This window comes from Mycolicibacterium grossiae, assembly GCF_008329645.1.
GTDB classification, from domain to species: domain Bacteria; phylum Actinomycetota; class Actinomycetes; order Mycobacteriales; family Mycobacteriaceae; genus Mycobacterium; species Mycobacterium grossiae.
Genome location: NZ_CP043474.1, coordinates 929,980 through 943,183 on the forward strand (window position 1 = coordinate 929,980; position 13,204 = coordinate 943,183).

7 protein-coding genes are annotated in these 13,204 nt (G+C 70.8%); all 7 read right to left on the reverse strand.

Going from position 1 to position 13,204, the window contains the following annotated elements; all coding sequences use genetic code 11:
- Nucleotides 1–65: 65 nt before the first annotated feature.
- Nucleotides 66–1,430 (reverse strand): serine/threonine-protein kinase, encoded by a 1,365-nt coding sequence (locus FZ046_RS04550; protein ID WP_070352876.1) that lies wholly within the window; start codon nt 1,428–1,430, stop codon nt 66–68.
- A 22-nt stretch (nt 1,431–1,452) separates the two neighbouring features.
- On the reverse strand, nt 1,453–3,027 hold the full coding sequence (locus tag FZ046_RS04555; protein ID WP_070352875.1) for an acyl-CoA carboxylase subunit beta: 1,575 nt from the start codon (nt 3,025–3,027) through the stop codon (nt 1,453–1,455).
- A 2-nt stretch (nt 3,028–3,029) separates the two neighbouring features.
- Nucleotides 3,030–8,444: a polyketide synthase Pks13 gene (gene pks13 / locus FZ046_RS04560; protein ID WP_246183005.1), complete on the reverse strand. Its 5,415-nt coding sequence runs from the start codon at nt 8,442–8,444 to the stop codon at nt 3,030–3,032.
- A gap of 140 nt (nt 8,445–8,584) precedes the next feature.
- Nucleotides 8,585–10,474, reverse strand: a complete 1,890-nt coding sequence (fadD32, locus tag FZ046_RS04565) for a long-chain-fatty-acid--AMP ligase FadD32 (protein ID WP_070352873.1) — start codon at nt 10,472–10,474, stop codon at nt 8,585–8,587.
- A gap of 277 nt (nt 10,475–10,751) precedes the next feature.
- Entirely contained in the window at nt 10,752–11,762 is a 1,011-nt protein-coding gene (culp6, locus tag FZ046_RS04570; protein ID WP_070352872.1) for a carboxylesterase Culp6, read from the reverse strand.
- Between the two features lie 16 nt (nt 11,763–11,778).
- On the reverse strand, nt 11,779–12,249 hold the full coding sequence (locus FZ046_RS04575) for a DUF732 domain-containing protein (RefSeq protein ID WP_246182904.1): 471 nt from the start codon (nt 12,247–12,249) through the stop codon (nt 11,779–11,781).
- Between the two features lie 68 nt (nt 12,250–12,317).
- Entirely contained in the window at nt 12,318–13,178 is an 861-nt protein-coding gene (locus FZ046_RS04580; RefSeq protein ID WP_083298187.1) for an alpha/beta hydrolase-fold protein, read from the reverse strand.
- Nucleotides 13,179–13,204: the final 26 nt, after the last annotated feature.

A 13,204-nucleotide genomic window follows, 5' to 3' on the forward strand; every position in this document is an offset into this window, starting at 1 on the left:
CGCTCAGAGGCGGGCATTTCGCAAACGACTTCGCCGGCGCCGCGCCACCCGGCTCCGCAGGCGCGTCAGGCCGTCGGCGGGGTGGTGTCGTTGGCGGCGGGGTCGGCGTTCTCTCGGGCGATGTCGCTGCGGCAGTCGCTCTGGGAGCCGCCGGTCTGCTCCATGCACACCAGCACCGGCGGGTCGGCGGACGGGGCGCCCGCCGCGGTCGTCACGGTGGGCGCGTTGATCTGCCCCTCCTGCAACGACCACATGTCGACATCGGCGGCCTGCAGGTGCGCGCAGTAGGCCGGCGCGCCCTTCTCGGTGACGCCGGCGGCGCCGAGCGTCGCGCAGTCCGCACCGACGACCACCACGGGCACCGCGACGCCAGCCGCCGGCTGGGCGACGTCCCGCCGGCCACCGAACACGTCGAATGCCAGCAATCCGGCCACGACGACGGCCACCAGCACCGCCGAGGCGGCCAGCGCCAGCCACACCGGCTTGCGACGGCCGCTCGGCGCGGGCTGCGGCTTGGCGTGCCGGGGACCGCTGGGCGCCGCGGCACCGGCCCGCATGGTGGACTCGCAGTCCTCGGGCGCCGCCACCCCGGCCGACGTGGCGCAGTGGCCCAGCGCGCGGGCGAAGTCGACGCACCGGTCGTAGCGATCGGCCGGCGACTTCGCCAGGGCACGGTCGAACACCGGCCCCAACCCGGCCAGCTCGGGCCGCCGCGATCCGATCGGCGGCGGGCTGCCGGTCAGGTGCTGGCTGATGACGACCGCCGGGTTCGAGTGCTGGAACGGCGGCGCACCGGTCAGCAGTTGATACGCCGTCGCGGCCAGCGCGTACTGGTCGGCACGACCGTCGACCTTCTCACCGGTCAGCTGCTCGGGCGCCGCGTAGGCCACCGTGCCGACCGTCATGTTGGTGCCTGTCAGGTTGCTGGTGTCGTCCGCGCGGCGCGCAATGCCGAAGTCGGCGAGCAGGATTCGCTCACCCGGTCCGTCGGGGTTGGCGATCAGCAGGTTGGCGGGCTTCACGTCGCGGTGCGTCAGCCCCTTGCCGTGGGCGTAGTCGAGCGCCTCGGCGACCGCGGTGACCATCCGGACGGCCAACGCCGGCGGCATGCCGCCCGGGTACTGGCCGAGCAGCTCTCCCGCGTCGGTGCCGTCGACGTAGTCCATCGCGATCCACAGCTGACCGTCGACGTCGCCGCGGTCGTGGATCTCGACGATGTGCGGATGCCACAGCGTCGCCGCGATCTCGGCCTCGCGGTTGAACCGCTCGCGGTACTCGCCGTCCGCGCACACCGTGGCGGCGAGCACCTTCAGCGCGTCGTAGCGGGGCAGGCGCGGGTGCTGGACGAGGTAGACCTCGCCCATGCCTCCCGCCCCGAGTGAGCGCACGACGGTGTACCCGGCGAGCTCCTGGCCTTCGGCGAGCGGCATGGGGCGAATCCTCGCCGTCGGATCAGATCGGCGTCAAGCCGTGCTTGCGCTGCACGCGCGAGATCTGCTTGTCGGCGAGCAGCCGGATGGCGCTGCGCAGCAGCAGCCGGGTCTCGTGCGGCTCGATGACGCCGTCGATGTAACCGCGCTCGGCGGCGATCCACGGCACCGCGAGGTTGGCGTTGTAGCCCTCGATGAAGTCGGCGCGGATCTTCTGCACCTCCGGTGCCGTCGGATCCGGGAAGCGCTTCACCAGCAGCTGCGCCGCGCCCTCGGCGCCGATCACCGCGATGCGGGCGGTCGGCCAGGCGAAGTTCAGGTCGGCGGTCAGCTGCTTGGAGCCCATCACCGCGTACGCGCCGCCGTAGGACTTGCGGACCGTGATGGTCACCTTCGGCACGTCGGCCTCGACGACCGCGTTGAGGAAGCGGCCGCCGCGCTTGATGATGGCGCCCTTCTCCTGCTCGACGCCCGGCATGAACCCCGGGGTGTCCACGACGAAGACCAGCGGCGTGTTGAACGAGTCGCAGAACCGGATGAAGCGGGCGGCCTTGTCGGACGCCTCGTTGTCGATGGCGCCGGACATGTACATCGGCTGGTTGGCGATCACGCCCACCGGGCGGCCACCCACGCGCGCGAACGCCGTGATGATCGCCGGGCCGGCCTGCTCGGCCACCTCGAAGACATCGCCGTCGTCGAAGATCCGCAGCAGGATCTCGTGCATGTCGTAGGCCTGGTTGTCCGAGTCCGGGACGATCGTGTCGAGGTCGTAGTCGTACGACGTCAGCTCCGGCTCCAGCCCCGGGTTGACGATCGGCGCGTCGTCGAAGGTGTTGGCCGGCAGGAAGCTCAGGTAGTCGCGGACGTACTGGAACGCGGCGGCCTCGGACTCCACCACCTGGTGGATGTTGCCGTAGCGGGCCTGGGCGTCGGCGCCGCCGAGTTCGTCGAGAGAGACGTCCTCGCCGGTCACGTCCTTGATGACGTCGGGGCCGGTGACGAACATGTAGCCCTGGTCGCGGACGGCGACCACCAGGTCGGTCTGGATCGGCGAGTACACCGCACCGCCGGCGCACTTGCCGAAGATGAGCGAGATCTCGGGCACCAGGCCGCGCAGCAGTTCGTGCCGGCGGCCGAGTTCGGCGTACCAGGCCAGCGACGTCGCGGTGTCCTGGATGCGGGCGCCCGCCGAGTCGTTGATGCCGATGATCGGGCAGCCGACCATGGCCACCCACTCCATCAGCTTGGCGACCTTGCGGCCGAACATCTCGCCGACCGAGCCCTGGAACACCGTCTGGTCGTGGCTGAACACGCCGACCGGACGACCGTTGATCATGCCGTGGCCGGTGACGACGCCGTCGCCGTAGTAGGCGTTGGGGTCACCCGGGGTGCGGGCCAGCGCGCCGGTCTCGAAGAAGGTGCCCGGATCGAGGAGCGCGTGGATCCGTGCCCGCGCCGACGGGATGCCCTTCTTGTCGCGCCGGGCCTTCGCCTTCTCGTCGCCGGGATCCTGCGCCAGCTGCAGCTTCTCGCGCAGCTCGGCGAGCTTCTCGGCCGTGGTGTGGGCCCGGCTGACGGGCGTCGCGGCTTCTGACACGTCTACTCGCTCTCGCCCTCGATCTGGTTGACCGCCGCGCTCATGTGCGCGCCGACCTTCGCAATGTACGGCTCGTCGATCGCCTGGATGTGCTCGCCCCCGATGGGCACGATCTCCAGGTCCTCGACGAATTCGCCCCAGCCGCCGTCGGGCTGCCGGATGGCGTAGCGCGGCTCGAAGAAGATCGCGTCATCGTGGTAGCGGTCGGCCATGTACAGGGTGACGTGACCGTCGTAGGGCTGGATCTCCGCCGTCTCGAGCAGGCGGTTGTCCAGGTAGGACGTGCGCTGGTGCTCGATGATGCCGCCGGGGATGTCGACGCCGGCCTCCTTCACCGCGTCCAGGACGAACCGCACCTGGCCCTCGTCGTCGAGCGCTTCGAGGTCCTCGTAGGGGATCTCCGGGATCTCGACGTTGAAGGTGCGCTGCGCGAACAGGGCGTAGCGGTCCCACCGGGCCCGCGTCTCCTCCTTGGTCTGCGGCACCTCCTCGCCGGGGCGCACCATGTCGATCAGCCCGACGAAGCGGACGTCGGCGCCCGCGCGCTTGAGGCCGATGGCACAGGCGTAGGCCAGGGCGCCGCCCAGCGACCAGCCGACCAGCACATACGGACCGTTGCCCTGGATCTCCATCAGCTTCGGCAGGTACGCCGCCGCGCGCTCCTCGACGGTGCCCTCGACGCGCTCGAACCCGTACATCGGGGTGTCGGCGGGCAGCCGCTTGAGCAGCGGCTCGTACACCGTGGTGGAACCGCCTGCCGGGTGGAACACGAACACCGGCACCCGGTTGGAGCCCTCGGGCCTGGCCCGGATGGTGCGGACGAAGCCGTCGAGTTCGCCGGCGTCCATCTGCTCGCGCACCGGGGTGGCCAGGTCCTGGATGGTGCGGGCGGCCTGCACCTGCTCGGCGGTGATGATGCCGTCGGCACGCTCGGACAGGCGCTGCGCCATCTTCTCGGCGGCGGCGTCGTCGATCGCGGGCAGCTCGTTGAAGATGCCGCCCGGGGACTTGCCGGTGACGATGGCCCACGTCGCGAACGTGACGCGCTCGGCGGCGTCACGCGGCGGCACGTCGGCACCCAGTGCCTCGGTGACGGCCTCCTGCGTCAGCACCGAGGCCGCCGCCTTGGCGGCGTTCTGCTTGGCTTCCACGGAGGGTCCGGCGGGATTCGTCGGCGGCGGGGGAACGCCGGGACCCAACGGGTCGCTCGGGGGCGGCGGAGGCGCCCCGGCGCCGACATTCGGCGGGGGCACCAGCGCGGCGTCGGTGGCGACGGAGTCGGGCGTGATCTCCTGTGCCGGAGCGACCTTCGACGGGTCGTCGGCAGCCCGATCGCCGAGCGGGTGACCCGCCTCGGCGAGCTTGGCCTCCAGTTCGGCGACCGTGGTGGCGCCGCCCATGAGTTCGGCCTGCGCCGCGGCGATCTCCTCGGCGGTCTGCCCCTTCTGCGCCTCGGCCAGTTCGCCGACCTCGTCGCGGTGCTCGATCGCGTACTGAATCAGCTTCTCCACCGCGTACAGGTTGGCGTCGCGCACGGCGGTCAGCTGGATCGGCGGCAGGTCGAAGTCGTACTCGACGCGGTTCTTGATGCGCACGGCCATCAGCGAATCCAGGCCCAGCTCGATGAGCGGCACCTCCCACGGCAGGTCCTCGGGCTCGTACCCCATGGCGCTACCGACGATGGTGCCGAGCCGCTGCCCGATGGTCTCACCGGAGTCGGGCGACCACTTCGCGAAGTTCGCCGCCAGGCCGGCGCCCGCGGTCAGGTTGTCCTGCAGGATCGCCGCGTCGTCCTCCGGCTCCTCCTCGACCGGCGCCGGGGCGGCCTCGGTGGCGGTGGCCGCCGGGACGGCGATCGCCGCGCCGACGGGAGCGGCCGTCGGCAGCGTGCTGGCCTGGCCGCCACGGGTGACGATCGCGTCGTACACCAGCGTGAAGGACTCCTCGATGCGCGCGTGCACCTGCACCGTCGCGCCGCCGGGGTGCCGGGTCAGCGTGGTGACAAGCTGAGCGCCCTCGGTCGGCAGCGCCCGCTGCTCGTAGGCGGTGAGCGCCGCGTCCGGAAGCACCTGTGCCGCAGCGGCCTTCACCAGCGCGGCCAACGCCTTCGCGTCGACGGCGCCGCGCGGGTGGTACTCCCACACGTGGCGGCCGTCGGGCGTCGCGACGTGGTTGCCGGGCACCACGCCCGAGCTGTCGCCGGTGAAGCGGGCGTCGAGCCAGTGCGGCTTGCGCTTGAACCGCGTCGGCGGGATGTTCGCGAACGCGGTCGCGCGGTCGCGCTCGTCGTCGGCCCCCAGCGGGAACAGGGTGCGGACGTCGAGGTCGTGGCCGTAGACGAACAGGTTCGCCATGGCCGTGGTCATCGAGTCGACCTCGTCCTGCTTGCGCGCGAGCGTCGCGATGAGCTGACCGTCGTGCAGCCCGGCGCTGGCCGTGGTGAGCCCGACCTGCATGAGCGCCACCGGGTTCGGGGCCAGCTCGAGGAACGTCGTGTGCCCGTTGTCGACGGCGTTGCGGATGCCGTGCGTGAAGTACACGCTGTGCCGCAAGCCCTTCTTCCAGTAGTCCACGTCGTGGATGGGGTCGGCGCCGGCCCGGACCAGCATGCCCTCGTGCACCGTGGAGTAGTACGCCGTCCGCAGCGGATGCGGCTCGATGCCCTGGATCTCGGCCGAGAGTTCGCCCAGCAGCGGGTCCATCTGCTGAGTGTGGCTGGCGCCCTTGGTCTGCAGCTTGCGGGCGAACTTGCCCTCGGACTCGGCGCGAGCGACGATCGCGTCGATCTGCTCGGGCGGACCGCCGATGACGGTCTGGGTGGGGGCGGCGTAGACGCACACCTCCAGTCCCGGGTAGTCCGAGAACACGGTCTTGATCTCGTCGGCCGAGTACTCGACGAGCGCCATCAGCCGGATGTACTCGCCGAACAGCATGGCCTCGCCCTCGCCCATCAGGTGGGCACGCGAGCAGATGGTGCGGGTGGCGTCCTCCAGCGACAGGCCGCCGGAGAAGTACGCCGCCGCGGCCTCGCCGAGCGACTGGCCCACCACCGCACCGGGATTGGCGCCGTGGTGCTTGAGCAGCTCACCCAGGGCGATCTGGATGGCGAAGATGACCGTCTGAACGACCTCGATGGGGTATTCGCAGGTCTCGTTGGTGTAGTCGATGGCGTCGTCGAGGATCAGTTCGACGACGGAGTAGCCACGCTCGTCCTGGATGAGCGCGTCGACCTTGTTGATCCACTCCGCGAAGACCTCGTTGCGCAGGTAGAGGTCCTTGCCCATCTTGCGGTGCTGCGCACCGAAACCGGCGAGCACCCACACCGGGCCGTTGGTCACCGGACCGTCGGCCGAGATCACCAGTGGGCTCTGCTTGCCCTCGGCGATGGCCCGCAGACCCTTGACCGCCTCGGCGTGATCGTGCGCCAGCACGACGGCGCGCGAGCGGCCGTGGTTGCGCCGCGACAGCGAGCGGCCGATCGCCTCCAGCGACGACGCCTGCCCCTCTGGGGATTCGATCCAGTCCGCCAGTTCGGCCGCCGTCGACCGCTTGCGCGAGGTGAGGAAGCCCGAAACGGCCAGCGGCACGATCGGTTTCGGCGGATTCTCCGCGTGGGCGGCCGCCAGCTTCTCGCGCGCGGTCTCCAGCAGGCGCAGCGCCTCGTCGGTCAGGCCCGGCAGCTCGGGCTCGTCGACCGCGGCCGCTGCGGGCCGGTCGAGATCGTCGTCGGCGTCGTCGGTGATGAACTCGCCGTACTCGTCCATCCGGACGCCCCCGACGTACACCGCCTGCGCGTCCCCGTTGGCCGGGGTGACGACCGCGACGTCGGCCTCGGTCTCCGGCTCGACCAGGTCGGTGGGCAGCACCTCGCGCAACACCAGGTGCGCGTTGGCACCACCGAAGCCGAAGCCGGACACGCCCGCGATCGCATGGCCGCTGTAGCGCGGCCAGTCACTGACGACGTCGTTGACCTTGAGGTGTTCGCGGTCGAAGTCGATGTACGGGTTGGGGCCCGCGTAGTTGATCGACGGCGGCAGCTTGTCGTTCTTCAGCGCCAGCGCCATCTTCGCCAGGCTCGCCGCGCCGGCGGCCGACTCGAGGTGGCCGACGTTGGACTTCACCGCGCCCAGCAGCGCCGGGCGGTCGGCGGCGCGGCCACGGCCGATGACGCGCCCGAGCGCGTCGGCCTCGATCGGGTCGCCGAGGATCGTGCCGGTGCCGTGCGCCTCGACGTAGTCGACGGTCGTGGGGTCGATGCCAGCGTCCTTGTAGGCCTTGCGGAGCACCGCCTCCTGCGCGTCGGGATTGGGCGCCAGCATGCCGTTGGAGCGACCGTCGTGATTGACTGCGCCACCGGCGATCACGGCCAGGATGTCGTCGCCGTCGCGGCGGGCGTCCTCGAGGCGCTTGAGCACCACCATGCCGCCGCCCTCGGAGCGGGCGTACCCGTCGGCGTCCGAGGAGAAGCTCTTGATCCGGCCGTCGGGCGCGAGCACGCCGCCGACCTCGTCGAAGCCCAGCGTCACCAGCGGGGTGATCAGCGCGTTGACGCCACCGGCCAGCACCACGTCTGCGTCACCGGCGCGCAGCGCCTTGATGCCCTCGTGCACGGCCACGAGCGACGACGAGCACGCGGTGTCGATGGCCATCGACGGCCCGCGGAAGTCGTAGAAGTAGGAGACCCGGTTGGCGATCACGGCGCTCGAGTTGCCGGTGATGGCGTACGGGTGCGCGACGGCCGGATCGGCGACCGACATGAACATGTAGTCGTTCACCGAGCTGCCGATGAAGACGCCGACATTGGCCCCGCGCAGGCTCGACGCCGGAATCCGGGCGTGCTCCAACGCCTCCCAGGTCAGCTCGAGCGCCATCCGCTGCTGCGGATCGATGTTGTCGGCCTCCATCTTCGACAGCGCGAAGAACTCGGCGTCGAAGCCCTTGATGTCGCTGAGGTAGCCGCCGCGGACACGGGCCTTGGCGACGCGCTCGGCGACGCGCGGCTCGGCCAGGAACTCCGACCAGCGTCCCTCGGGCAGGTCGGTGATGGCGTCGCGCCCCTCCAGGAGGGCCTGCCACATCTCGTCGGGAGTGTTCATGTCCCCGGGGAACCGGGTGCCGACGCCGACGATCGCGATGTTGGTCCGGCCCTCGTCGACCTCGCGCGACCAGTCCTCGTCGGCGGCCTTCTCCTCCTCGGGCTCACCCTCGACGATGACCGTCGCGAGCGCCTCGATGGTGGGGTGCCGGAACGCCATCGTGGCAGTGACGGTGACGCCGCAGTAGTCCTCGATGTCGCTGGCCATCGCGACCGCGTCGCGCGACGCGAGGCCCAGCTCGATCAGCGGCGCGTTCTCGTTGATCGCGTCCGGCGACTGTCCGGTCGCGTTGGCCACCCAGTTGCGCAGCCACTCGCGCATCTCGGGCACCGAGACGTCGGTGCGGTTGGGCTGCTCGGCGTCCGCGGCGACGGCCTCGGAGAGGACGGGCGACGGTTCCTGCGGTTCGGTCATGATCAGTGATTCACTTTCGCCGTCGTGCGGCCGGGGTGGGCTGCGAGCTAGTCGGTGGCGTCGGGGAAGTCGTTGGCGATCTTCCCGGCGCGCAGGCTGCCGTCGAGGTACGCGGCGCGGCAGGCACGCCGGCCGATCTTGCCGCTGGAGGTGCGCGGGATCGCGCCGGCCGGGGTGAGCAGCACGTCGCGCACCGTCACGCCGTGACGCACGGCGATCGCGGCACGGATGTCGTCGATCACCGGGCCCGGATCGAGCTTGTGCGCGCCGGGTGCCCGCTCGCCGACGATGACCAGCTGCTCGCTGGTGTCGTCGGGATCGCGCTTGAGGCCGGCGTGGGCGTTGTCGAACACCTCGTCGGGCAGCTGGTTGGCCGGCACCGAGAACGCCGCGACGTACCCGGTGCGCAGCGCCTTGGTGCTCTCCTGCGCGGAGTACTCGAGGTCCTGTGGGTAGTGGTTGCGGCCGTCGATGATGACGAGGTCCTTCACGCGGCCGGTGATGAACAGCTCGTCGTCGTGGAAGGCGCCGTAGTCACCGGTGCGCACCCAGGTCGCGTCGTCGGGCGCGCCCTCGGCGTGCGACGGGTTGGTGCGCGACTTCAGGATGTTCTGGAACGTCTCGACGGTCTCCTGCGGCTTGCCCCAGTAGCCGGTGCCCATGTTCTGCCCGCTGATCCAGATCTCGCCGATCTGGCCGTCGGGCAGCTCGGACGCCGACTCGGCGTCGACGATCACGGCCCATTCGGCGATCCCGACCTTGCCCGCGCCGGCCTGCGCGACGGCGGTCGGCGCGTCGTCGGGCACCTCGACGAAGGTGCCGGTGTTGAGCGCCTCGCGGTCGACGGAGATGATCCGCGGCTCGGCGTTCATCGGGGTGGTCGACACGAACAGCGTCGCCTCGGCCAAGCCGTAGGACGGCTTGATCGCCTCCGGCTTGAAGCCGAAGGGACGGAAGGCCTCGTTGAAGCGGCGCACGGTGGCGGCCGAGATCGGCTCGCTGCCGTTGAGGATGCCCTTCACCTTGGACAGGTCCAGGGGCGGCTCGTCGCCCTTCGGCACACCGCGTGCGGCGGCGTGGTCGAACGCGAAGTTCGGCGCCACCGAGATGATGCCGCCGGTGTCCTCGGGCCGGGCCGACAGCTCGCGCAGCCAGCGGCTGGGCCGGCGCACGAACGCCGCGGGGGTCATGAACGTGAAGTAGTGCCCGATCATCGGCGCGAGCAGCGCCGTGATGAGGCCCATGTCGTGGAAGAACGGCAGCCAGGAGCAGCCGCGGTCGCCCTCCTCGCCGTCGAGCGCCTCGATCACCTGCACCACGTTCGTGGCGAGGTTGAGGTGGGTGATCTGCACGCCGGTCGGGATGCGGGTCGAGCCCGACGTGTACTGCAGGTAGGCGATGGTGTCCTCGTCGACCGGCACCGGCTCCCAGGTGCTGCCGACCTCGACGGGGACGGCGTCGACGGCGATGACGCGGGGACGCTCCTTGGCGGGGCGGCTGCGGAAGAACTTGCGGACGCCCTCGGCCGACTCGGTGGTGGTGAGGATCGCCGACGGCTGGCAGTCGTCCAGGACCGCGTGCAGCCGGCCGACGTGGCCGGGTTCGGACGGGTCGAACAGCGGCACCGCGATGCGGCCGGAGTAGAGCGTCCCGAAGAAGGCGACGATGTACTCCAGGTTCTGCGGGCACAGGATGGCGACCCGGTCACCGGGCTGGGTGACCTGCTGCAGCCGCGCACCGACGGCGCGGTTGCGGGCGCCGAAGTCGGCCCAGTGCAGGTCGCGGGCAACGCCGTCGCGCTCGGTGGAGAAGTCGAGGAAGCGGTAGGCGAGCTTGTCGCCGCGCACCTTCGCCCACTTCTCGACGTGCTTGACCAAGCTGCCGTTGTCGGGGAACTTGATCAGACCGTCCTTGAGGAACGGGTTGTGGAATCCCATCGAACTCTCCTGTCAGCGACACGCGGCCCGCGAAGCACCGTGTCCCGCGGTGGTCCCGGCGGCTCTCGAACTCCCCCCGGAGCGAGCGCCGCACCCTCCGATGCCAAACCTCATGAATCCTACCGGGCGGTACCGGCACCCTCCGGGATCACGGGATCGACACCCCGACCAGCGGTCGAACGGTCGAATCTTACTTTTCTCTTAATGTTAGGCGACCGGCTTCGGGGCGGCCAAATCCCACCCCGAAACCCACCGAAGGTGACACCCGTTCGTGACCTCAGCCGTGCTTCGGCCGCGGCGCGCCGTCGATGAGACCGCGCGTCCAGTTCTGCGTCCACTGCGTGGCGGTCTGCCCGTCGAGTGCCCAGAACTGCGGGGTGTTGTACATCGCGTGCACCGGTTGGCCGGCGCCGCCCGACAGCGTCGCGAGGGTCTGCGGCAGGTTCGCGATCGAGAACGCCCCCTCGGGCGCCGCACAGATCAGGTCGCCCTTGGCGCAGATCTGATTGGTGCGGTCGTTGAGCAGCCCGAAGCCGCCCGGGCGCGGACCGGTCATCTCCAGGCCGAGCTGCTTGAGCATCGGCACCTCGGCGAGGGTGATCTCGGCCCCCTGACCCGGCGGATTGGGCCCGATGTCCTGCCCGACGGAGTCCTGCCGGCGGCCGTCGGCGATCAGCGTCACGCCCAACACCAGGTCCTGGTCCACCGGACCGCGGCCATTGCCGATGTCGCTGGCGATGTCCCCGGCGATCACCGCGCCCTGCGAGAAGCCCACCAGCACGTAGCTCGTCAGTGGGCAGGCCTCGTTCATGCGCTTGAGTTCGTCGACCGCCTTGCGGGTGCCCTCCGCGCGGCTGTCGTTGTAGGACATCTGCTTGTCCGCGGAGAACGGATTGTGGAACTGCGCGGTGTACGGGACGGTGTAGATCTGCAGCCGGCCGCCGTCGAACGCGCCCCGGATCGGGTTGGTGACGTTGAGCAGCAGGGCGATCGGGAACTGCGTCGGGTTCAGCGGGTCCAGCTGCGGCGACGACTCCCAGGTGCCCGGGATCGACATCAGCTCCACGTCCGGGCAGTCCGCACTCTGGAATTCCGGGCGCGGCTTCGACTGGCCCGGCGCCAGGCTCGTCGGCGGGACGGCCGACGGCGGCACCGCCGACGGTGGGGTGTCGGGCTGGCGCAGCCACACGACCACGGCGGCGACGACGACCGCCACCAGCACGGCGACGGCACCGGCCGCCGCCACGGCGAGGATGCGGTGGCGTTTGCGTCGACTGTTGGTGGCCATGGCGGGTGTCGGTCTCCTAGTGACAGAGTCGGTCGGTGGCGATGCGAATGTAGTCGGCCGTCACGGAGTTGACCTCGCCCGCCGCGGGCGCCTCGTCACCGGGGCTGGCGTCGCGGACGTCGTCGCGCACCATCGGCACCACGAAGTCCCACACCGCCTGGTCGCTCTGGTGGGCCGCGTGGGCCTGGCAGACATACGAGCCGATGGACAGCGCCAGCAGTTCGCTGGAGGGGCGCACCCCGGCGACGCGGAGCGCATCGAGGTAGCCGCGCTGCTGCGGCGTCACCTGCATGGCACCGGCCATCCCGCCGTCGCGGGACGCCGGCAGCTGGCCCATCGGATGTCCGTCGGATCCCGTCGCCGCCGTCTCCGACGACGGCATTCCCATGGTGGCCATGACGTCCTCGCCGCTCATGCCGCAGCCACTGACGGACGCCGCCACGATGGGGGCAGCCACCATCAGGCAGAGCGGAAGCGCGGCACGCACGATTTCCACGGTACCGGCTCGCTCGCCGGGCTCCCGGCGAGTACTTTGCCGGCCCGCACCCGCGGCGGCTACTTGATGGTGGCGACCAGCTCGCCCGACATGGCCGCCAGCTGCGGCGCCCACGAACTCCAGTCGTGCTGTCCGCTGGGCGGGAAGTCGAAGTGCGCGTTGTGGCCGCCGGCGCCGCGGTAGCTCTGGTAGAAGAACCGGTTGGTGCCCTGCGCCTGGTCGCAGAAGCCGATCATCGCGGCCGGGTCGCTGCACTCCGTGGTGGCCGGGCTGAAGATCCACAGCCGGGTGTTGTTGTCCGCCAGCAGCTGCGCGTGCACGTTCGGCGAGTGCCACTTCCACCGGCCCAGCTGCGGCAGACCCCACATGTTGCGGATGTCGACGCCGCCGTACTGCGCCAGCCCCGCGGTGATCGCCCCGTCGACGCCGGTGCGCTCCGGCGCGAGGTAGCCCGACAGCGAGCCCGCGTAGCGGTACCGGTCCGGGTGGAAGGTCGCCATGGCCAGGGCGCCGAAGCCGCCCTGCGCCGCGCCGACGATGCCGTGGCCGCTGGGGGCCAGGCCCTTGTTGGCGGCCAGCCAGTTCGGCAGCTCGTCGGCCAGGAAGGTCTCCCACTGGCGGCTGCCGTCCTGCTCCCAGTTGGTGTACATGCTCCAGGCGCCACCGGCCGGCGCCGCGACCGAGATGCCCTTGCCCGCCAGGGTGTTCATGGCGTTGCCCGCCGTTACCCAGTTGCTGACGTCGGGAGCGGCGTTGAAGGCGTCGAGCAGGACCACGGCGTGCGGACCGCCGCCCTGGAAGGCCACCGGGATGTCGCGCCCCATCGCCGCCGACGGCACCATGAGCATCTCGACGCCGTCGGCCGAGGCGGTGTGCGGCGTCGCCACCCACAGCCCGGCGGCCAGCACCAGGGCGCTCATCACGCGGAACAGGACCGAAATCACCT